The sequence below is a fragment of the Adlercreutzia equolifaciens DSM 19450 genome, from assembly GCF_000478885.1.
Lineage (GTDB): Bacteria > Actinomycetota > Coriobacteriia > Coriobacteriales > Eggerthellaceae > Adlercreutzia > Adlercreutzia equolifaciens.
In genome coordinates this window covers 219,773-241,539 of sequence record NC_022567.1, presented here as the reverse complement: position 1 = coordinate 241,539, position 21,767 = coordinate 219,773, and the positions used below count along the sequence as shown (strand labels likewise).

The following is a 21,767-nucleotide window of genomic DNA, read 5'->3' as shown; positions in this document are numbered from 1 at the left end:
GGAACGGCGCGCAGGCTTACAATGGGCTGCGATGCTTGCCGTCGCGCTTGAGCGCACGAACCTCGCGCCCACGCTACCGCGCCCGAGCCTTGCGCGCGAGCCCCACGTCCGAACCTCGCGCCTGGGCCTTATGCCCGAGCGCCACGCCCTGCGCGAACGGCACCTGCGAACACCGCCGAAAGAGAGGCAGCCATGGCCCAGCGCATTTATCTCATCGAAGACGATACCGCCCTGCGCGCGGAGCTGGCCCACGTGCTGGAGCTTTCCGGCTACGCCGTGGCGGCCTACGAGGGCACCTGGGGCGACACCGCGGCACGCGCCCTCGCTGCCGAGCCCGACTGCATCGTGCTCGATCTGAAGCTGCCCGGCGCCGACGGGCATTCCATCTGCCGCGACATCCGGGCCAAAAGCTCGGTGCCCATCCTCATGCTCACCTCTTCGGAGAGCGAGTTCGATGAAGTGATGGCCATGAACCTAGGGGCCGACGATTACGTGACCAAGCCCTATCGGCCCGCCGTGCTGCTCGCGCATCTGCAGGCGTTGCTGCGGCGCAGCGCGAGCCCTGCTGCCGGTATGACGATCCTCCACAAAGGCGTGACGTTGAACATGGGCGCCGGCACCGTGGAATTCCAAGGACGCACCGCCGAACTCACGCGCAACGAGCTGCGCATCCTGCAGACACTCATGCGCAACCCCGGCGTGGTGGTGCCTCGCAGCGAGATCATGTGTGCCCTGTGGGAATCCGACGCCTTCATCGACGACAACACGCTAACCGTGAATGTGAACCGCTTGCGCAAAACCCTCGGTTCCCTAGGCGTTCCGGAGGACTTCCTCGCTACCCGCCGCGGTGTGGGGTACACGGTATGAGCGGGCACAACACAGTGGCACGCGAGGACTGCGAGATCTCTTGCGCGTCGCATGCTGCGGAAGGGGGCCGCGACGCGAGCGCTGCAGGAGAACGCGTCAACGCGCACACCGCCAATGCGCCCATCGCTGCCTTCACGCCCGCTTCCTATGTGCGCGACAACGTCATCGGCCTCGCGGCCTTTTTGCTCGCCCTCGCCAGCACCGTGCTCATTCTGCCTGCGCTCGGCGTGAACTCGTCGGGGGTTCTGCTCGTCGCCGACATTCTTACGCTCATCGCGCTGGGCGCCGGCTTTCTGGACTACCGCCGCAAAGCCGCCTTCTATCACGAATTGCACCACCTTACCGAGCAGCTGCGCCAAGCCTGCGTGCTTCCCTCCCTCATCGCCGAGCCGCCTTTTCTGGAAGGTGAGATCGCTTACGATGTGGCCCGTCGCCTCTCCCAGCTTTCCGCCGAGGAGACAGCGGCCCTACGCGACGACGCGGCCGCCTATCGCCGCTATGTGGAGCTGTGGATTCACGAGATAAAGACCCCCATCGCCGCCATCAAGCTCATGCTCGCCAACAACCCCGGGCCCGAGTCGGCCAAAGTGGCCCGCGAGCTGGAACGCATCGAGGCCCAGGTGGACCAGGCCCTCTACTACGCGCGATCCACCTCGGTCGAGCGCGACTACGCCATCCGCGAAGTGAATTTGACCGATGCGGCGCGGGAAGCCTGCAAGCGCCACAGCCGCTTCCTCATCGAGAAAGGCTGCACCCCCGCCTTTGACATTCCCGACGCCCTGACGGTGCTGGCCGACGAGCCCTGGCTCGTGTTCATCTTGGGACAGGTGGTCACCAACGCGGCGAAGTACGGCGCCACCACCCTCGCCTTCACCGTCCGCGAGGAGGAGCCCGGCACCCCCCGAGGCCGCACGGTGCTTGAGGTGCGCGACAACGGCTGCGGCATCCCCGCCGCCGACGTGCCCCGCGTGTTCGAGCGCGGCTTCACCGGCCAGGTCGGCCGCGCCCACGGTTCGGCCACGGGCATGGGCCTTTACTTGGTAGCGAGCTTGTGCGCTTCCATGGGACTGCACGTAGGCCTCGCCAGCGAAGAGGGCACGGGCACCCGCGTCATCCTCACCTTCCCCCACGACCGCACCCACAAGGAACTCTTCGGCGCATAGGAGACACGGCGCAGGTAGAAACAGGTAGAAACAGGTAGAAACAGGTAGAAACCCGCACAACCTAACACATTCGTAAGTCAACCGTAAGCCCGATCGATGGAACCATGCGCGCCTCCTTTTTAGGATGAATTCAAGCTCGCGATCCGTCAAGTGCAGGAGACAGATACGGGGCGTTCCGACCGAGCAAGTTCCGCAGATGGTATCGAAGGCAGAACATGAAAGGGAGCAGGCAATCCCAACGCCTTCGATACCAGCGAGGACTGTCTGAGCGAATCGGAATGCCGCGTAGCCGTCTCCGGAGGGATGGGACGATCCATCGAGCCGCCTCCGGAGGGATGGAACGCGAGCCGCATATCCGAGAGAAAGGACTGTCGTGAACACTGCAGGGAAAATCATCCTGACGCTTGCTATCATCGGGGCCGTGGGAGCCTTCATCTCCCACCAGCTGCCCAAAACCGAGAGGAGCTACTAATGGCCGAAGTGTACACCGAACCCACCCCCTCGGCCTTCGGCCCGCGTCCGACCAATCCTGGCACGCCTGTGCCCCTCGATGGCGACGGCACGACGACCCTCGACGGCATCGCCGCCGCTTTCTCCCGCGAGAACTACGTGGCCGGCGCCGCCTCCGCAGCCAGCGCCGCCAGCGGAAGAGGAGCCCACACCGCCCATGGCGCCCACCGTGCGGCCGACCCCTTCCGCGCCCCCCAAGCCGGCCACCCCGTCAACGCAGGCTCCCCCATCCTCTCGGTGCGCTCCATCGAAAAAGTCTTCGGCAGCCGCGACTCGGTCACCCACGCGCTGGCCGGTGTCAGCTTCGACGTGGCCGCCGGCGAGTTCGTCGGCATCATGGGTCCCTCGGGCTCCGGCAAAACAACGCTTCTGAACTGCGTCTCTACCATCGATACGGTCACGAGCGGGCACATCATCGTAGGCGGCCGCGATATCACCGGCATGTCGAAGCGCCAGCTGGCGAAGTTCCGTCGCGACGACTTGGGCTTCATCTTCCAAGACTCGAATCTGCTGGACACGCTCACCGGCTTCGAGAACATCTCGCTGGCCCTCACCATCAAGGGCGAGCCGGCCCGCGCCATTCCCGGCAAGGTGAACGCCATGGCCGCGCGCCTCGGTGTGGATGGCGTGCTGCAGAAGTATCCCTACCAGATGTCCGGCGGCCAGAAGCAGCGCGTGGCCGCAGCCCGCGCCATGGTCACCGACCCGAAGCTCATCTTAGCCGACGAGCCCACCGGCGCCCTCGATTCCCGCGCCGCCACGGTGATGCTGGAGATCATGGAAATGATGAACGAGCAGATGGGTGCCACCATTATGATGGTCACCCACGACGCCTTCGCCGCCAGCTACACGAACCGCGTGCTGTTCATCAAGGACGGCGCCGTGTTCAACGAGCTGCGCCGGGGCGACGAGAGCCGCGACGCGTTCTTCTCGCGCATCATGGAGGTCGTGTCGTTCCTCGGCGGGGAGGCCGGCCATGTATCTTAAGCTCGCCCTGCGCAATATCCGCCGGTCGGTGCGCGATTACGCCGTCTACTTCATCACGCTCTTGTTCGGCGTGGCGGTGTTCTACGCGTTCAACTCCATCGGCAGCCAGCAGATTCTCTTCGACATGGAAACCTCGGCCTCGCGAAGCGTGTTCGCATCCACCACCTACATACTGGGCATGTTCTCGATAGTCGTGGCCTGCGTGCTGGGCTTCCTCATCCTGTACGCGAACCAGTTCCTCATCCGCCGACGCAAGCGGGAGTTCGGCACCTACCTGGTGCTGGGCATGACGCCGGGGCACGTGTCGCGCATCGTGCTGTACGAGACCGTGCTCGTGGGGGTGCTTTCCCTGGCCGTGGGCCTCATCTGCGGCGTGCTGCTTTCCCAGGGACTGTCGTTTTTCACCGCCGCGCTGTTCGGCACGACGATGACCAACTACCAGTTCGTGTTCTCCCCCGACGCCTTCCTCGTCACGCTCGCCTGCTTCGCCGCCATTTACGTGGTGGTGGCCGCTTTCAACACCATCACCGTGAGCCGCTGCAAGCTCATCGACCTCATCCGCGCCGGCGAGAAGAACGAGCGCGCCGGCGTGCGCAACCCGTGGGTCTGCCTCGTGGGGTTCGTCGCAGCGGTGGCTATCCTCGTCTACGCCTACGAGCAGCTCATCGAAAACGGTCTGGTGATGCTGGACCAGCCCGAGTTCATCCGCGCCACCATCGCCATGCTCGTGGGATCGCTGCTGTTCTTCTGGTCGCTCGCCGGCTTCGCCATTGCCGTGCTCACGCGGCTGCGCGGCGTGTACCTGCGGAAGCTGAACCTGTTCACCGTGCGCCAGATCGCCAGCAAGGTGAACACGGCGTTTCTGTCGCTGTGGGCCGTGTGCGTGCTGCTGTTCTTCTCCATCACGGTGTTCTCCTCGGGCATGGGGCTCGTGGAGGTGTTCGTTGGCGGCGCGGAACGCTCGAACCCCTATTCCGCCACCTTGGAGGCGGCCGTGTGGTACGGGCCCGATGGGTCGAAGGCTTCCTCGTCGGGCGACCCACTTGATCGCCGCGCCGAGATGGAGGCCGAAGCCCCCGAGCGCCTGGCCCAGGCGGAGTCCTTCAACTGGGACATGGCTGCCGCCCTGCAAGAGGCCGCGCCAGAGCTGTGGGACGAGACCGTAGGCGCCTTCGCTCAGGTGAGCACCTATTCAGCCCCGGATATGACCTACGACCCCCTCGTTGCCGCTGCCGAGGCCACCGGCGTTGATCCGTCGGCCCTGCGTCTGGACGACTTGGGCTCCGTACGCACAACGCATCTCACCGTGGTGTCGCTCTCCGACTTCAACGGCACCCGTGCGCTGCAAGGCCAGGATCCCGTGGAACTGGCAGCGGGCACCTGCGCCTTGGCGAACAACATGGACATGGTCACGCCTTTGGCCCGCGCCGTGCTGGACGCGGCCCCCACGGTGACCATCGCCGGCGAGGAGTACGCCCTGGCAGGTCCCCTGTACGACACGCAGCTGGAAGACAACGCCATGGCGGCCACAGCCCTGGTCATCATCGCTCCCGATGAAGCCGTAGAAGCCCTGAAAGCCGCCGGCTGCATTCCCGACACCCAGTACCTGAACGTGATGTACGCCGACAACGGTAAGACCGCCGGCGAGAATGACGCGGCCTTAGGCGACATCGTGGCGGCCCTGCAACCCCGCGACATGGGCGGTTTCGAGAAGGGCACCCAAGGCGCCGACGACCCCTACGCGAGCCTCTTGTGGCCGGTCACGCGCATCCTCACGGCGAACGAGATGCTCTCCCAGTCCGCCGGGCTGCGTCTCATGATCACGTATCTGGCGCTCTACATCGGCTTCGTCTTCCTCATTTCCACGGCGGCCATTTTGGCCATCCAGCAGCTCTCCCAGGCGTCCGATTCAACGCCGCGCTACCGCATCCTGTGGAAGCTCGGCTGCGACCGCGGCATGATCTACCGGTCGCTTCTGGCCCAGGTGCTCGTGTACTTCCTCGTGCCGCTGGGTCTGGCGGTATGTCATTCCGTCTGCGCCATCGGCGTGCTGTCCGATTCCCTGCTGGACGCCATCGGCGTGTCCTCGGCCGGCCCCATCATGATGGCCGCCGGCCTTACGCTGGTCATCTACGGCGGCTACATGCTAGTGACCTACCTGGCCGCCCGCGGCATCGTGAAGGGCAGCCTGCAGCAGGGATAAACTCCTCCCGCGGCCCCCTTCCACCGTATCCCCTATCGCTTTGCCCCGTAGGGGCTGACCTTGGTCAGCCCTCCTCGACCGGAATGACGCCCCCAGTTGAGAGGGGCAGAGAAGGCCATCGAAGCGGCAGGGCGCGCTATAATGGAGGCGATCATTTTCCGAGAAAGGACGCTCATGGAATACCAGCAGCTGCAGGACGAGATCAAGACGGCCATGAAGGCGCGCGACAACCACCGACGCGACATTCTGCGCCAGGTGCACACCGAGCTTAAGGCCATCGAGGTGAACGAGCGCCGCGAGGTGACGGAGGCCGACGTGGACGCCATGCTCAAGCGCACCATCAAGCAGACGAAGGAGACGCTGGACGGATCCATCAAGGCCGGCAACAATCAAGAGCGCACCGACACCCTCACCGAGCAGGTAGCCATTCTGGAAGAGTACCTGCCCCGCCAAGTGGAAGGCGACGAGCTGGCGGCGCTCATCGATGAGGTGCTCGCCGACACGGGCGCGTCCACCAAGAAGGATATGGGCCGCGTCATGGGCGAGCTCACGAAACGCACCGGCGGCAACTTCGACAAGGCCGGCGCCGCTAAGATCCTCGGCGGAAAACTGAGCTAGCAAGACGCCTCTCCCCCAACGCAAAGAAGGCCTCCCGCCATGGGAGGCCTTCCAGTTTGGTGCATCTTTTCCGGGCCGCCTAGAAGAACGGGTAGATGGAGATGCCGGTCATGTAGAACACGACGCGCAGGGCGAGCGCGCTCACGAGCACGCAGGCCACGCAGACCGCACCCCACACCTTCCAATCCTTTGACCTGTATCGTTTTTTCGGACACGGATGACAGAGTGCGCAGCGCCCTGTAGACTGCGCCCCGTGAGACCGAAAGGACGATGATCGCCATGGTTGCCAACCAGAACAAGTACACCCCCGAGTTCAAGAGGGAGACCGCCGACTACATAATCGCCGCCGTCGCGGAGGGCCGCTCCATCAAGGGCTGCTGCGAGGAGCTGGGGCTCAGCGACCGCACCGTGGGCAAGTGGGTGGCCGACCGCCGCCGCGAGCTGGGCGGCGAGCCGGCGCCGGAGGCCGCCGGGCGCGAGCTGAGGGACGCGCAGAGGCGCATCCGCGAGCTCGAGATGGAGAACGCCTTCCTGAAAAAAGCCGCGGCCTTCTTCGCCAGCGACCGCCTGTAGCCGCGCGCTACCGGCTGATGCTGGAGGAGAGGGCCGAATTCCCGGTGAAGATGATGGCGAGGCTGCTGGGCGTGAGCCGCTCGGGCTTCTACAGCCGGCTCTCCCGCGGCGCGCCCGAGGACGAGTGGGCCGCGGAGAGGGCCGAGGTGGAGCGGGTGTGGCGCGAGTCGGACGGCCGCTTCGGCCACCGCATGGTCCGCGCCATGATGCCGCCCGAGATGGCCCACGTCACGCTCTACCGCGTCCTGGCGCTCATGCGCGAGCTGGGCATCAGCGGCTGCACGCCCAACGCGAGCAAGCGCACGACCGTGCCCGGGTCGGGGGCCGACGGCCGCCCCGACCTCGTCGGCCGCGACTTCGAGAGCCCCGTGCCCACCTACAAGCTCGTGGGCGACATCACCTACCTGCGCACCGGCGAGGGCTGGCTGTTCCTGTCCACGGTGATCGACCTGAACACCCGCATGGTCGTGGGCTGGGCGCTCTCCGAGCGCATGACGGCCGACATCGTGGCCTCCGCGCTCGAGGCGGCCCGCTCGCGGGGCTACGTGGCGGAGGGCGCCATATTCCACAGCGACCGCGGCGCCCAGTACACCAGCCGCCTGGTCGCCGAGTGGGCGGCCGCCCACGGCGTGAGGCTGTCGGTGGGGCGCACGGGATCGTGCCACGACAACGCGGTGGCCGAGTCGTTCTTCGCCACGCTGAAGAACGAGATGTACCACAGGAGGAGCTTCCCCACCCGCGCAGAGGCGCGCCGGGCGGTGGTGGGGTTCATCGAGGGCTACTACAACCGCCGGCGGCCCCACTCCACCATAGGCTACCGGATACCGGCGCAGGTGATGGAGGAGTTCTTCGAGAGGACCGCGCCGCGGCCCGGGGAGCTGCCCCTGGCGGCGTGAGATCCTCGACTTTCCGTGTCCGAAATCTTGACACAGGTCAACCCTCGACCGCAGCGCCGCCGTCTCCGAGCTGCGGCGCGTCGCGCAACCCCGGGGCCTCAACCTCGCGGAAGCCCTCGCCGCATTGGATGCCGACGCCCTGCCGGGGCTCCCCGCAACGAGCCCTTTCGCCCAAAGCCTGCTCGACCCCTACCGCGAGGCGCAGGAACTGCTCAGAGAGCAGAGCGAGGAGGATCAACCCGAAACCGACATCGCACCAGACTCGGCGGCAGAGAGCTCTTCTGCATCCGCAGACACCGCAAGCGGCACGTCCCTCTCCTCTTCTCGCCACAGCGAAGCATGCGAAGAAAGCGCGGTGGCAAGGCCGTCCTCTACACGAAAGGGCGCTGAGCCGTGCGGAAGAAGCGCCAGCCCGGCCACTCCGGCCGTCGCCGTCGGCGCCCCCGAAGACCTCTTCGGCCGCACCTTCGACGTCATCATCTTCGGCGGCTTCGTGAACGGCTTCATCCCCTCGCGCGATATGTGCGACCCCGGCGTCATCGTCGGCGGCGCCCGCGCCCGCCAGGAAGCCTCCGACCGAGCCGCCATCACCTTGGCCGAACAACGCACCGCCCGGCGTCTCCTTTTCACCAGTTTCGAAAGCTGCGATTTGGAAACCGCCGAGCGCCTGCGCCTGCACATCCCCCGCATCCGCCTCCGCTCCGGCGTCCGCACCTGCAACATCGAGCCCAGCAGCTACCTGGAGGAACTGAACCTGGGCCCCAAGCAAACCTCCGGCCCAACCGATCAAAGCCATCCGTCAGCTTAGGCATCTTCGAAATTCAAGGGACAGATGCCAGTTCGACCCCGAAGTGGCGCACCGCACTGCCAGTTGAAGGCCGAAATGGCCAGAAAGTGCCACTTCGTTGCCGAAATGGCTTCCCCCCTCTTACCATTTCGGGGTCGAACTGGCATTCGCCGCCAGATTCGTGAAAGCGATGTGACTTGCTGCTTCTTTTAGGTCGCCCCATCGGGCATGTCAGGTAAGCACGTTTTTCAGGGCCTCCTCGAAGGTTGCGTGCGAGGCGGCGGCGAGCAGGGCGTCCTTTTCGTTGCGGGAAAGCTGCTTGAAGACGTATTCCGCGTGCATGGCATCGTGCTTGGTGGCGAACTCGGCATAGGCGAGCAGGCTCACGGGCAGGCGAGCGCGGGTGTACTTCGCGCCCTTGCCGGCGTTGTGCACCGCTAGCCGCGCGCGCACGTCCACGGCATAGCCGGTGTACAACGACCCATCGGCGCATTCCAACACGTACATATAGTGAGTAGAGGCCGCAGCCATAGCGGGCCTGGCCTAGTAGTACCGATAGTATGCCGCGCAGCTGCCCTCGCTGGAAACCATGCAGGGCCCGACCGGGTTCTCCGGCGTGCAGACCTTCCGGAACAGCGGGCACTCGCTCGGGGCCATGATGCCGCGGAGCACGTCGCCGCAGCGGCAGCCCTTATGCTCGCGCACCTCTTCCACATCCGGTTGGAAGCGGCGCATGGCGTCGAAGTCGGCGAACTCCTCGCGGATGCGGTAGCCACTGCCGGGAATCTCACCCAAGCCACGCCAGGTGGCGGAGCAGGTTTCGAACACCTCGTCGATGGCGGCGAGTGCCACCGGATTGCCCTCGGGCATGACGCCGCGGGCGTAGGCGATCTCGATCTCGGCGCGACTCTCGTGCAGCTGGCGCATGATCATGGCGATGCCCTGCAGCACGTCCACCGGCTCGAACCCGGTGATGACACCGGGGATGCCGTACTTCTCGGCCAGGAAGCGATAGGGCTCCGCGCCGATGATAGTGGACACGTGCCCCGGCAGAATGAGCGCGTCCAGCTTCAGCGCCGGGTCGTTGATGATGACTTCCAGCGCCCCGGGCATGTTCTTGTGGGCGCCGTATACGGTGAAGTTTGTGAGCCCCATGGCGCGCGCCCGCTTGATGGCCATAGCCACCAGCGGCGTGGTGGTTTCGAAGCCCACGCCGACGAAGACGATTTGCCGATCGGGGTTCTCCTGCGCCAGGCGCAGGGCATCCAGCGGCGAGTAAACGATTTCCACCGCGCGTCCCGCCGCCTGCTCGGCCAGCAGGCTGGACGTGGAGCCGGGCACGCGGGTCATGTCGCCGAAGGTTGCGATGGTCACTTCCGGCACCCGGGCCAGCGCGATCACCTTGTCGATGTCGTGGTTGCTCGTCACGCACACGGGGCACCCCGGGCCGGAGGCGAGGCGGGTGCCCTCGGGCATGAGGCCGCGAATGCCGTTGCGCGCGATGGCCACCGTGTGGGTGCCGCACACTTCCATAAGCGTGGCGGACTTAGGCGCCAGCGCCTGAATGGACTCGATGAGCCCCCGCGCCAACGTCGGATCTTTGAAGGCCTTCAGTTCTTGCTGCATGGCGTCCATTCTTGCAACCACTCCTTCAAGGGTGTAGAATACGGACAAGCGGAATGCCCGCTGCAACCGGGCACGACTGCTTCACATTATCCAGGTTAATGTGATGAAGAGCCGTTCATCCTATGCGAGGGGCGGCTTTTTCATTGCCACCCGCACGGCTACTGCCGCAAGCGCGCGGTCAAATCAATCACCGCTACGATCACCAAACAAAACGTGAGGAGTTCCATCCAGCTTACGTACATAGCTGCTCCCTTCGACGAAAGAAGCAGTCCGCTCGTCCGTGCGGTCAGTCTAGTGTAATACACGGGCGGATTCAACGGGCAAAATGCACCGCTTTCGCTCCTTAGGCCGGCGTGGGAGCCTCGTTCAAATCGGCCAGTTCGGGGAACTGTTTCACCAGCTCGATGGTCTCGAGCGCGAACTGCTCGTCCACCACTTCGATGGCGAAGCCGGCGTGCACGAGCACGTAGTCGCCCACCTGCGCCTGGGGCGTCAGATCGACGGAAATCTCACGGGTCACGCCCAAAATGTCAACGGTGGCCAAGTTCCCCTCTTCCAGGGCCGCCACCTTCGCCGGAATTGCCAAGCACATACGCTGCTCCTTCGATTCGTCTCTCAATGCCCCATTGTCGCAGGTTCGCCCAAGGAAGTCGGCGAGGTTTCGAGAGGCGCCCTACTCGCCCGAACGAGCGGAAGCCACCACGGCTTGGCCTAGGCTGATGCAACCGTCGTTGGGGGGCAGATCGCGGTTGATGGCGACGGTGAAACCAGCAGCGGCCAAGTCAGCCAGCGCGTGCTCCACGAGGTAGCGGTTCATGAACACGCCGCCCGACAGCGCCACCGTGGAAATGTCGTACATGGCTCGCACCAACTCGGCGCTCATGACGATGGCGCCAACCATGGCATCGTGGAAGCGGCGGCTGATGACGGACGCCGGCACTCCCGCCGCCAGGTCGTCCAGCAACGCGTGGAAGGTGGGCTCGGCATCCAGGAGCAGCACCGAGGTGTCCTGCGCGGTACTCGTCTCGGTGGCGGTGTTCTTCTCGACGATGACGGCGTAGCGCTCCTTCGCCGCCAGCTCGTCCTCGCCTGCCACGCCCGCGGCCTCTTCGACAGCCGCAGCGCCGGCCACGTCGGCCCCGGCGGTTTCCATGGCCGCCTCCAGAAGGATGGCTCCCTCGCCCTCGTAGCTCGGCTCCGTGCAGATGCCGAGCAGCGCGCTGGCCGCATCGAACAGGCGCCCGACCGAGGACGTCATGGGCGTGTTCAGCCCGCGCTCGATCATGGTGTCGCACACCTCGGCCTCATCGCCCAGAGGCGCCAAAGCCGCCGCAGCAGCAGGATGCTCCAACAGGTCGTAGGCCCACAGCACGCCGTAGGCCATGCGCAGCGGATGCTTGATGGCCGCAGCCCCTCCGGGCATGGGCACGTAGGCGAAGTTCGCGAAACGCTCGAAGGCCTGGCGGTTCGCCAGCAGCACCTCGCCGCCCCAGATGGCCCCATCCTCACCGTAGCCCGTGCCGTCGAAGGCGATGCCGCAGACGGCATCAGTCAGCCCATGCTCGGCCATGACCGACACAATGTGGGCATGGTGATGCTGTACCTCGGTCACGGGAAATCCCTGATGATGGGCCCATTTGCTCGTGAGATACTCGGGATGCAAGTCGCAGGCCACCGCTGTGGGGGTCATTTCGAAGAGGCTCTCAAAGCGATCCTTCGTGGCCAGCCATGCATCGTAGGTCTCGGCGTTTTCCACGTCGCCGATGTGCTGGGACACGAAGCCATCGGTGCCGCGCAGCAGCGTGAAGGTATTCTTCTGCTCGGGGCCGGCGGCGAAGATGATGCCCTCGGCAGGCGCAACGCCCTCGGCCGCCACCGACACGGGTACGGGAGCATAGCCGCGTGCCCGCCGCAGGAACTGAATGGCGTACACGGGCTTTTCGTCGACCTCATCCACCTGGATCAGCCGCACGACGGAGTCGTCGAAGCGCGTGAGGATGGGGCGATTGTTGCCCAAAAAGGCATCGGCGATGCCGGCCAGCTTTGCGCGCGCCTCTTCATCGGCGATACAGATGGGCTCGTCGTGTACGTTGCCCGAGGTCATCACAAGCAGCGGCACCAGGCGTCCCGGTTCGTCGCCCGCTTCGTCCACCGCCGGATTCGCCGCAAACCATGCTTCAGCGAAATCGTGCATGAGCAAATGTTGCACCGGCGTGTAAGGCAGCATGACCCCCAATTCGGACAATCCATCAGCCAAGCCTGCGCCAATAGCCGCGCCAGGGCGTTTACGCAGCAGCACAATGGGTCGCGTCGACCCCGCCAGAACCGCCTCTTCCTCTTCGCTCGCCTCGCAAAGCGCCCGCACATCGCCCATTCCCTGGGCCATCACCGCCAGGGCCTTCCCATCGCGCCGCTTGCGCCGGCGCAGCTCGGCCACCGCATCGGCATTGTTGGCGTCACATACCAGATGGAAGCCCCCGAGCCCCTTCACAGCCAGGATTTTCCCCGCCATGAGCATTTCCACCGCCGCCGCAAAAATGGCGTCGGACTCCTCGCGGGTTTTCCCTAGCGAAATCGGCCCGTCAGCCCCAACGCTCCACGTTACCGAAGGCCCGCACTCGAAGCAGGCATCGGGCTGGGCGTGGAAGCGGCGGTCGAGCGGATCGGCATACTCGGCAGCGCACTTCTCGCACATGGGGAACGCCGCCATGGAGGTGGCAGCACGGTCGTAGGGCAAGTGATCGATGATGGTGAAGCGCGGTCCGCAGTTCGTGCAGTTGATAAACGGGTAACGGTAGCGACGATCGTTCGGGTTGAACAGCTCGGCCACGCAGTCATCGCAGGTGGCAAGCTCGGGCGACACAAGTGTGGTCTCTGCCACGTCCTCATCGTCGGAGAAGCGAATCTCGAAGCTGTCGAAATCCTCCAGAGGCACTTCCTTGATGTCGATTTCCTCCACCTTCGATGCCGCCGGCGCGTTGTCAGATAGCTCCATGATGAACTCGTCCACCAGCGCGCTCTCGCCCTCGGCGTGAATATGCACGCCATCGGTGGCGTTCAGCACCCAGCCGTTGATGAGGTACTTCTTCGCCATCCGGTACACAAAGGGTCGAAAACCTACCCCCTGCACAATACCCTTCACATGAATATCGACCGCATCGATCATGAGTAAGCTCCCTTGCCTTGCGCTTTGCTTTGCCGCTTACGCCTCGTCCGTCTCGCCTTCGGGGACGGCAACCTCCGCAGCCGCCACCTCGGCATCCTGGGGCGCATCGACAAACTCGGCTTCCACGGCAGTCTCACTGGCTTCGGCAGCTTCCACAACTACGGTGGCTTCGGCCAGCTCCTCGTCCTCAGCCATGGCAGCGGCCTCGGCCAACGCCCGATCGGTCAGGATGTCGGCAATCACATCATCGACTACCTGGGCCAGCTGACGCAGCGTTACGCCGGAGTTGTCCGGCAAATGCAGATGCACGCAGCGGCGCCCGCGCTTGGCGAGCGCCGCCAAATCGCCAGCAGCCTGGGCCTTCGCCAGCTCGCCAAGGCTGGGTGCCGCAGCTTCCTCCGGCAGCGGAATGTCCTTCAATTCGTCAGCCGACAAAATGAGGAAGACGCCCATGTTCGGACCACCTTTTTGCAGCTGGCCCGTGGAATGCAGGTAGCGCGGCCCTACCTCCAAGCACGACACGCAGCCGAAGGATTCGGCCACGCCATGGCGAATCTGCTCGATGGCCTCGCGCCGCCCCTCTCCCGTAAACGGAAGAAACGCGTTCAGCGCAAAGAAGTCGCCCGGCTGAATGGAGGACAGCAGCGCATACAGCGTCTCGTGCAAGTCCTCACAGCCCTCGAACATGGGGGCGAAGGAGACTTCCACACGGCCCATGTCTACCTCGTCGGTGAACACCTCAGTGAAATCGGGCTCAGGCTGGCCGTTCTTCAGAATATCGAGCACCTCAGCTTTGGCGGAGGCAACGTCGGGCTGGTCGAAGGGGCACACCTGCATAAGATAGCCGCACATGGCGATGGCGTATTCCCACATGACGAAATGCTCAGCCAGCTCTTCCACAGTGTCGATGCGGTAGTTCAGCCGCGGAATAGCGTTGTCGATGTAGGCGAGGCTCATCTCGAAATTGCGGCGCTCGTCCCACAGGTCGGTTTGGGTCTGGTACATGATGATGGATCTGTCGCCCGGATCCTCCGTAAGCAGCAGCGAGTCGATCTCGATGTTCGGCAGGATGCCCTTGCCGTTCTTCCCCAGCGATTCGGCCACCAACTGCTCGATCCACAGACCCAGTACGCGCCCGCGCTTGGGAGTGAGGAACGAGAACTTGTTGCGACCCTTCAGGTAGTTGTCGTAGAGGAATGCCGCCAGGTTGATGGCCGGGTTATCGATGGCGTCCTCCGAACAGGCCTCCTCGGCCGCGCGAGCGTGGGCCATGAACGCTTCCATGTCGATACCTGTGAGCGCTGCCGGCACCAACCCGAACACCGAGAGCGCAGAGAACCGGCCGCCCACCGTGGGCTCGCCGGAAAACACCGCACGCCAGCCTTCCTCGCGTGCCTGCCGATCTAAATCGCTACCCGGGTCGGTGATGGCCACCAGGTGCTTCACCACATGATCGCCCAACTCCTTCTCGAAGGAGGCCCGCACCGCCTCTAGCAGCATGCGCGGCTCAATGGTGCCGCCGCTTTTCGAGGAGATGATGACCAGCGTGCGATGGGGATCGCAGATGGTGAGCATCTCGCGCACGCGCACGGGCGAGTCGGAGTCCAACGTGCGGAACTTCACGCGGTTGGAATCGTGCTTGTTGTACTTCGTGATGGTCATGGGCGCCTGAGTGGAGCCGCCCTGACCGATAAGCAGAATCGTATCGAGACCCGCTTCCACCACTTCGTCGGCAAAAGACTGGATGGCGTCCATGTCGCACAGCGGACTCGTGGCCAGATCGGCCCACCCCATGTAGTCGCTCGCGCAAGCTTGCGCCTCGGGGGAGAAATCGTACAGCGTGGCGTCCTTGGCGTGAATGCGGCTTGCTGCACGAGCTTTCACCAGGGTCTTTGCCGCCGGATACAGCTTCTCAACGTCAACGGAGAGCATGGCGCTCCTCTTCTCTCTGGGCAATTTCCGCCAGCCAGCAGAATTGCAAACGAGCCCCGTACGCGCTGCACTGGGGCTCCTCCTCGTTAATCTAGTGGAAATATTCTAGCAAACGCCACCAAAACGCGCCCACATCCCCACAACCCTATGGCGGTTCTGTGAACGAAACGAGCCCCTGGGCGGGGCTCGTCAGCGCATCATTCAGAACGAGGCGTCCTACAGGTTCAGCGCCTTCTTCAGGGAGCTGACGCGGCGGCGCGAAACGGGAATCTTCTCCTCCACGCCGTTCAAAGTCAGCAGCAGCGTACCACCGGAAACGGACTCGATCTCCTCCACCATGGACAGGTTCACCAAATAGCCGCGGTGTACGCGGAAGAACCCGTGGCCGTCGAGGCGCTTCTCCAGCTGGGCCAGGCTCACCGTGGAGAAGTAACGGTCGGTATCGGTCTGCAGGTAAGCGTAGTCGTCGCGAGCCATGACGAAACGGATCTTATCGATGCCGATGAGAATCTTCTTGCCGCCCTTTTCCACCGGGATGCGCTCGGACTTGTGAGCCTGCAAGTGCAGAGCCACCTGCTCGCGTACGCGGGCGATGGCCTGAGCCAAGCGCTCGGTCTCCACCGGCTTAACCAGATAATCGATAGCGCTCACCTTGAAGGCGTCCAGCGCGTGCTCGGAATAGGCGGTCACGAACACCACCGCCGGAGGGAACTTCAGATGCTGCAGAGCCTCGGCCAATTGAAGGCCAGTGGCCTCGGGCATGTTCACATCCATGAACATAACGTCGCAGGGATACTCTTTCAGCTTCTCGATAGCCTCGCGCACGTTGGCAGCTTCGGCTGTCACTTCAACTCCGCCGACCTCATCGAGAAGAAAGCGCAGTTCAGAACGGGCAGGCGCCTCGTCGTCAACGATAATTGCGTTAAGCACGTCGTCCTCCAAAAGAAATCTCTGATTGCATTCATACTATTCTATAGCACAGCTGACGCCCCGTCATGCCCGATCATGAGGAAATCACGGGTTAATTCCAGATGAGGACATTGAAATTGCCGATACCCTCATCGCTCCCGTCGCTCAATCGTAAAATGGCCCCGCAGATGCGGGACCATTGCAGACATACGCTGTAAGCTGTACTCAATTACTGAATCTCTAGTCCCTGCAGCTCGGCCAGAGCTAGGACGTAGATCTTGAAGGAGGTCTTCAGCAGCTCTTCGGAGACACCCTCGTCGGGGCCGTGTTCGCCGCCGACCCAGTCGGGGTTCTCGATCCAAGGCATGTTCACACCGAAGGAGGCGCCCTTCTTGAACTCGCGAGCGTAGGTGCCGCCGCCGATGGTGAAGGGCTTGTGCTCGGTGTCGCCGGTCACGAACTGGAAGGCATCCTGCAGCACCTGAATCTCCGGATCATCGGGCTTCACGAGGAAGGGCACCATGAGCAGGGTGTTCTCGAAAGTGGCGCCAATGTTGTCGGTCAGCTTCGTGAGCGCGGCGGTGATCTCCTCGGCTGTGATGGACGTGGGCCAGCGGCTGTCCATGGTCTGCACGAGACGATCGCCTTCCTTGCGGATGGTGCCACCTACCACCGTCAGCGGCCCGAAGTACTCGTCAGCCGTGGCGATGCCCACGCCAGCACCGGTCGTATCGGACACGAGGCTCTGCACCAGCTCGAGGAACTCGCGCTCCTGCTGGTTGCACAAGCCGTTTTCCAGCAGGTAGTTCGCCAGCAGCATGATGGCGGAGATGCCGCGCTCGGGCCAGGCGGCGTGGGCGTTCACGCCCGCAGCATCGATGCGCGCCGTACCGTCACCGGCGTCGGCTACCGTGATGCGCTCGGCGCTGGGCAGCGCAGAGGCATCCGCGCGCACGACGGCCCAGGCTTCACCAGGCACGGCGTTGGTCACCACGCCGCCGGAGATATCCAAGATTACCGGATCGGCGATAGGTGCGCTCGTGATGCAGCCGTCATAGCCGCCCTTCTCACCATAGCACACCGGGAAGTCGGCGTCGGGCGTGAACAAGAAGGCCGGGCTCTCGTACTTCTCGAGATACCACGTCACGTCGGCCATGCCCGTTTCCTCATTGGCACCGAAGATGAAGCGCATGGAATAGGGGCGCTCCACATCAAGGTCACTCAAGCACTTCACGGCATGCAGAGCCACCACCGAGGGGCCCTTGTCGTCCAGGCAGCCACGGCCCATAAGGTAACCGTCCTTCTCGGTCACCTTGAAAGGCTCAAACGACCAGCCAGGACCGGCGGGCACAACGTCCACGTGGCCGATGATGCCCAGCTGCTTCTCGGTTTTGCCGGCAAGATCCGCAAACCCGATATGCCCCTCGCAGTTCGTGACGGTCATGCCCATACCCTCGGCGATTTCCAGCGCCGCATCCAGCGCAGCGGCCGGCCCAGGCCCGTACGGCGCGCCCGGCGCGGCAGCGGCCAGATCCTCCGTCGAGGGGATTTCCACGAGCTTGGCGATATCGGCCACAATCGCATCGCGATGTTCATCCCAATAAGCCTCGGCAGCAGCGACAATTTCCTTGCGATCCATAGACGTTCCTTTCATATATATTGTCCCCTGAAGCGCGGCACACCATAGCATGGCGCTTCTACCTTCTTCGAGTAAAAACGTATTCCACACATCTCGCGCCGACACGTTCCCGGCTACTCTCCGTTGCCATTATGGCCCTTCGGCGAAATCAGCGCAGGCCGTTCCCCCATTTGTTGCAGGGCCGTTAGATCACTTGACCGCGCGCCCTCTTTTCCCTGCAAATACGCTTATAATGGGGACGGTTTACGCACAAGAAGGAAAGGACGCACCGCCATGGCTGACGATTCCATCATTTCGGCGCCTGCTGACATCGACGGAGCCGCACCAACGATCGACGACAGCGGTCGCAGCAACGACGGCAAGCCCAAACCCTGGTTCAAGCGTCTGTCGCTCACCACCTGGATCTTTATCGCGCTCATCCTGGGCGTGCTGGCGGGTCTCGCGCTGCAAGGCGCGCCGGAGATCGCCGACACCTACATCAAGCCCTTCGGCACCATCTTCCTGAACCTCATCAAGATGATCGTCGTGCCGCTGGTGCTGTTCTCCATCATCGCCGGCGTCGTGTCACTGGATGACGTGAAGAAGGTCGGCGCCATCGGCGGCAAAACCGTGCTGTTCTACCTGGCCACCACCGCCTGCGCCGTCACGCTGGGGCTCGTGTTCGCCAACCTCATGAACGTCGGCGCCGGCTACACGATGCCCACAGGCGAGCTTTCCTACGAGGCCACCGAGCCGCCGTCTCTCATCGACACCATCGTGAACATGTTCCCGAGCAACTTCTTCCAGCCCATGGCTGACGCCACCATGCTGCAGGTCATCGTCATCGCCGTGGTGTTCGGCTTCGGCATGATCGCCGCTGGGAAGAAAGCCAAGCCGGTCATTGACATTTGCAACGCCATGTCGGACGTGTGCATCGCCATCATGCGCGGCATCATCCTGGTGGCGCCCTTCGGCGTGTTCGGACTCATCTGCCCCGTTATCGCCAGCAACGGCATCGATGTGCTGCGGCCCCTTCTGTGGCTCATCGTGGTGGCTTACGTGGCCATGATCGTGCAGATTCTCCTGGTGTACTCGGGCATCATCAAAATCTTCGCCCGCATGAACCCGCTTAAGTTTCTGAAGGGCGAAATGCCGGTAATGGGCTTCGCGTTCGCATCGGCCTCGTCGGTGGGCACGCTGCCCATCAACATGGAATGCGCCGAGAAAATGGGCGTATCGAAGGAGGTCACCTCGTTCGTGCTGCCGCTCGGCGCCACCATCAACATGGACGGCACCGCCATCTACCAGGGCGTCTGCGCCATCTTCATCGCCCAGGTGTTCGGCATCGACCTTTCGATCGGCCAGCAGCTGACCATCGTGATGACCGCCGTGCTCGCCTCCATCGGCACCGCCGGCGTGCCCGGGTCCGGCATGATCATGCTGGCCATGGTGCTGCAGTCGGTGGGCCTGCCCGTGGAGGGCGTGGCCCTGGTGGCCGGCGTTGACCGCATCCTCGACATGATGCGCACCACCGTGAACGTCACCGGCGATGCCGCCGTGGCCACCTGCGTGGACGCCATGCAAAAGCGCGCCGCAGCTCGCCGCGCCCGCAAGGCCGAGAAACTGGCGAAAGCGGCGTAGAACTTTCGTGCCGGGCTGGTATAGGTCGCCTCATTCAAACGTCCCATAAGCTGCCGAAAAATCGCGCAGGTTAAGGCTTCGCAACCGTTGCCGGGCGCTCTCCTTGCACGGGAGCAGGCGGCCTATACTTTCGGCATTGTTTCTTATGTGCTGGCGATGTCTATGGGAGGCGACTTCTGTCATGAGCCTAGAAGAGGCGCTGGAAAAGCGCGACGAGCTGGATGAGGACTTCGGATCTGATCTCGCGGACGCTTCTCCTCAAAAGCGCAAGCAAGCCCTTGAGGCCGACGAGAAGCGCGAGCAGGCCAAACAGGCGTTTCTCGACGCGCTGGAAAAGGATCCCTCCCTCATGATGACCACGGCTGGTAGCTCCTTCGAGGGCTGGCGCGTGACGGAGTACCGGGGCACGCTGTCCACCGACGCCGTCGTGGGCGCGGGCCTTCCCGCCGAGGCTGACGCCATCGTCTCCGACCTCACCGACCAGCGTTCCCTCCTGCTCGGCAGCAAGATGGAACGGGCCAAGAGGATCGCCTGGAACGAGCTTTTGTTCCGCGCCCACGAAGCCGGGGCCAACGGCATTTTGGCCATACGCTACGACGTGTACATGCTGCCGAAAGGACTTTTCGGCGCCTCGGTCACTGGCACGGCGGTAGCCATCGAGCAGCTGAGCCAGCTGAACCAAGCTCTGAGCCAAGACCTCTTCGGTGCCACCGTCACCGGCACCGCCGTGAAGGTAGAAAGGGCATAAACGATCTTCTAAAATCCTCGCGCATGATAGCGGGCGATTTGCGAGCGGAGGGCCCGATGGCGCGGCATGTCGCACTCGGAGAGGTAGCGCGTTCTCTTTCCCGCCTTCCGCGAGGCCGGCACGATGATCGCCTGGAATTCCGTCGGGCTCTGCAGCTGCGCGTTGGTGAGCGTAGCCACGTCGTAGCCTTCTGCTCGCAAGGCATCCCGGCGACGAGAATCGGTTGTTCGCGCTTCGGCGTCACCATGGGTTGCACCATCGTATTCCACGACAACATTCGAATCTTTGAACTTAAGGTCGCAGACGACTTTCTTCTGGCGCGCAATCGTTGCCGCCTCGGGACTGAGCGTCACAACTTCATTCAGAAGCGCCTCCTTCGCGCCGAGACCTCCATAGTGGCGCGGGAGAAGAGCGAGGAGCGCCAGCTCAGTTTCCTTCACCGACGCGGATTTGTCGCAAAGATGCCGCGTCACCCGCCGGGCCTTATTGGTACCGCCTCGGCCCTGGTAGCGATCAGCGTAAGCCGCGAGGAGCGTTTGCGACGTGACGGGCGCCCGCACGTAGACGACTTCTCCATCGGGGCGAAACTCGGCATCCAGAGGATACCCACCCGTCAATTCCATACCGCAGGCGCACAGTGCCCCTTCTTCTAGGACGCTCGCCATCTGCACAAACGTGAGCTCGGGCGAAGCAACATACAAGCCTTCTGCCACTTTCACAAACGATCGCCGAGGCAGCGCGCAACTCACTTGGTGGAAGTGGATATTTTTCTCCGAACAGCGCCTGCCCTTCACGTACGGAACGCAAACGTACAGACAGCCATCAGCTCCAGTGCCAATACCAGCGCGCACCAACAGCTGTCGCACGCTCTGGCCATTGGCATTGAGTATTTGCCGAACTTCGCGCTTCGAACCGGCGGCATTCTTGATTATTGAAACCGTCGGCAACGAAAACGACGGCATTCGATCGCGTGCGAAGCACTTTCCCGAATGAAACAGCCCCAAAGGGATGGCATTCATCTTGGACCACCAAATCCAGAACAACCATGCGCTGATATGTGAGAGATAGATATTCATAGGCGATGTTTATAACATAGCGCACATTGAATGCCATTGCCTGCTTGCAAGATCGTAAATGTCACACATCTCGAACCTTGCTCAACTTCGTCCTAACTTCTCTCTCGGAGATGCGGTGACACGACAAGGGCCTTCTACGCACGTTTTTTGACTTATACAGGCATTCTTAAATCACCAAAACACCCGGAGGCTTAACCATGAATGAAGGTTGGCGTATTACCCCAGGTCACCGGAGCTTCAATCGAGCAAACTGCACTATGCGGAATCTTAGCGAGAATCAAAATGCCTGTATAAGTCGAAAAATGTGCGCCAGAGAAGGCGTTTTTGTCACCAGGAAGGGTGAGTGCGATCTCGAACACCAAGCCCCCGCTCAGGGAGTGCCTATATAAGTTGGGATAGGTGTTGGCGCCACCGGTTTGCGTCACCAGCAAGCCGCGGAAGGCTGAG

The 21,767-nt window shown here is 63.2% G+C and carries 18 protein-coding genes; 10 read left to right on the top strand and 8 right to left on the bottom strand.

Translation table 11 applies throughout. The features are described 5' to 3' along the window. The first annotated feature begins 192 nt into the window (after window positions 1-192). The 8 genes from AEQU_RS00640 to AEQU_RS00600 all read left to right on the top strand — a co-directional run bounded on the left by AEQU_RS00640 (window position 193) and on the right by AEQU_RS00600 (window position 8,625). A complete protein-coding gene (locus AEQU_RS00640; RefSeq protein ID WP_022738306.1) occupies window positions 193-867 on the top strand; it encodes a response regulator transcription factor in 675 nt (224 codons plus the stop codon). Further along, on the top strand, window positions 864-2,030 hold the full coding sequence (locus AEQU_RS00635) for a sensor histidine kinase (RefSeq protein ID WP_084280255.1): 1,167 nt from the start codon (window positions 864-866) through the stop codon (window positions 2,028-2,030). Before AEQU_RS00640 ends, AEQU_RS00635 begins: the two co-directional genes overlap by 4 nt. 738 nt (window positions 2,031-2,768) lie before the next feature. Further along, on the top strand, window positions 2,769-3,527 hold the full coding sequence (locus AEQU_RS00630) for an ABC transporter ATP-binding protein (protein WP_041714745.1): 759 nt from the start codon (window positions 2,769-2,771) through the stop codon (window positions 3,525-3,527). Beyond that, on the top strand, window positions 3,517-5,730 hold the full coding sequence (locus tag AEQU_RS00625; RefSeq protein WP_022738302.1) for an ABC transporter permease: 2,214 nt from the start codon (window positions 3,517-3,519) through the stop codon (window positions 5,728-5,730). The genes AEQU_RS00630 and AEQU_RS00625 overlap by 11 nt, the downstream gene beginning before the upstream one ends. A 174-nt stretch (window positions 5,731-5,904) precedes the next feature. Then, window positions 5,905-6,348, top strand: coding sequence for a GatB/YqeY domain-containing protein (locus AEQU_RS00620; RefSeq protein WP_022738299.1), 444 nt, complete (start codon window positions 5,905-5,907; stop codon window positions 6,346-6,348). Window positions 6,349-6,627: 279 nt separating this feature from the next. Further along, window positions 6,628-6,921, top strand: a complete 294-nt coding sequence (locus AEQU_RS00615; RefSeq protein WP_022738294.1) for a transposase — start codon at window positions 6,628-6,630, stop codon at window positions 6,919-6,921. A gap of 17 nt (window positions 6,922-6,938) precedes the next feature. Continuing rightward, a complete protein-coding gene (locus AEQU_RS00610) occupies window positions 6,939-7,817 on the top strand; it encodes an IS3 family transposase (protein WP_022738289.1) in 879 nt (292 codons plus the stop codon). A gap of 355 nt (window positions 7,818-8,172) precedes the next feature. Continuing rightward, window positions 8,173-8,625, top strand: a complete 453-nt coding sequence (locus tag AEQU_RS00600) for a hypothetical protein (protein ID WP_041714278.1) — start codon at window positions 8,173-8,175, stop codon at window positions 8,623-8,625. Between the two features lie 210 nt (window positions 8,626-8,835). On the opposite strand, the gene AEQU_RS00595 is transcribed toward AEQU_RS00600, so the two are convergent. The 7 genes from AEQU_RS00595 to AEQU_RS00565 all read right to left on the bottom strand — a co-directional run bounded on the left by AEQU_RS00595 (window position 8,836) and on the right by AEQU_RS00565 (window position 17,876). Next, a complete protein-coding gene (locus tag AEQU_RS00595; protein ID WP_022738276.1) occupies window positions 8,836-9,135 on the bottom strand; it encodes a GIY-YIG nuclease family protein in 300 nt (99 codons plus the stop codon). 12 nt (window positions 9,136-9,147) lie between these two features. Continuing rightward, the gene (gene hypD / locus AEQU_RS00590) at window positions 9,148-10,239 is read right to left on the bottom strand and encodes a hydrogenase formation protein HypD (protein ID WP_022738271.1); all 1,092 of its coding nucleotides are present in this window, start codon (window positions 10,237-10,239) and stop codon (window positions 9,148-9,150) included. 334 nt (window positions 10,240-10,573) lie between these two features. Continuing rightward, window positions 10,574-10,822: a HypC/HybG/HupF family hydrogenase formation chaperone gene (locus tag AEQU_RS00585; protein WP_022738267.1), complete on the bottom strand. Its 249-nt coding sequence runs from the start codon at window positions 10,820-10,822 to the stop codon at window positions 10,574-10,576. A gap of 81 nt (window positions 10,823-10,903) precedes the next feature. Further along, window positions 10,904-13,396, bottom strand: a complete 2,493-nt coding sequence (gene hypF / locus AEQU_RS00580; RefSeq protein ID WP_022738261.1) for a carbamoyltransferase HypF — start codon at window positions 13,394-13,396, stop codon at window positions 10,904-10,906. 36 nt (window positions 13,397-13,432) lie between these two features. After that, complete coding sequence (locus AEQU_RS00575; RefSeq protein ID WP_022738258.1) at window positions 13,433-15,328, bottom strand: glucose-6-phosphate isomerase; 1,896 nt, start codon at window positions 15,326-15,328, stop codon at window positions 13,433-13,435. Between the two features lie 216 nt (window positions 15,329-15,544). Then, the gene (locus AEQU_RS00570) at window positions 15,545-16,258 is read right to left on the bottom strand and encodes a LytR/AlgR family response regulator transcription factor (protein WP_041714276.1); all 714 of its coding nucleotides are present in this window, start codon (window positions 16,256-16,258) and stop codon (window positions 15,545-15,547) included. Window positions 16,259-16,466: 208 nt separating this feature from the next. After that, window positions 16,467-17,876 carry a Sapep family Mn(2+)-dependent dipeptidase gene (locus tag AEQU_RS00565; RefSeq protein ID WP_022738249.1) on the bottom strand — a complete coding sequence of 470 codons (1,410 nt, stop codon included), beginning with the start codon at window positions 17,874-17,876 and terminating at the stop codon, window positions 16,467-16,469. A gap of 273 nt (window positions 17,877-18,149) precedes the next feature. Between AEQU_RS00565 and AEQU_RS00560 the strand changes: the two genes are divergently transcribed. After that, a complete protein-coding gene (locus AEQU_RS00560) occupies window positions 18,150-19,496 on the top strand; it encodes a dicarboxylate/amino acid:cation symporter (protein ID WP_022738246.1) in 1,347 nt (448 codons plus the stop codon). Window positions 19,497-19,677: 181 nt separating this feature from the next. Further along, entirely contained in the window at window positions 19,678-20,244 is a 567-nt protein-coding gene (locus AEQU_RS00555) for a YbjQ family protein (protein WP_022738243.1), read from the top strand. A gap of 8 nt (window positions 20,245-20,252) precedes the next feature. On the opposite strand, the gene AEQU_RS00550 is transcribed toward AEQU_RS00555, so the two are convergent. Next, window positions 20,253-21,320: a DUF559 domain-containing protein gene (locus AEQU_RS00550; protein ID WP_022738241.1), complete on the bottom strand. Its 1,068-nt coding sequence runs from the start codon at window positions 21,318-21,320 to the stop codon at window positions 20,253-20,255. Window positions 21,321-21,767: the final 447 nt, after the last annotated feature.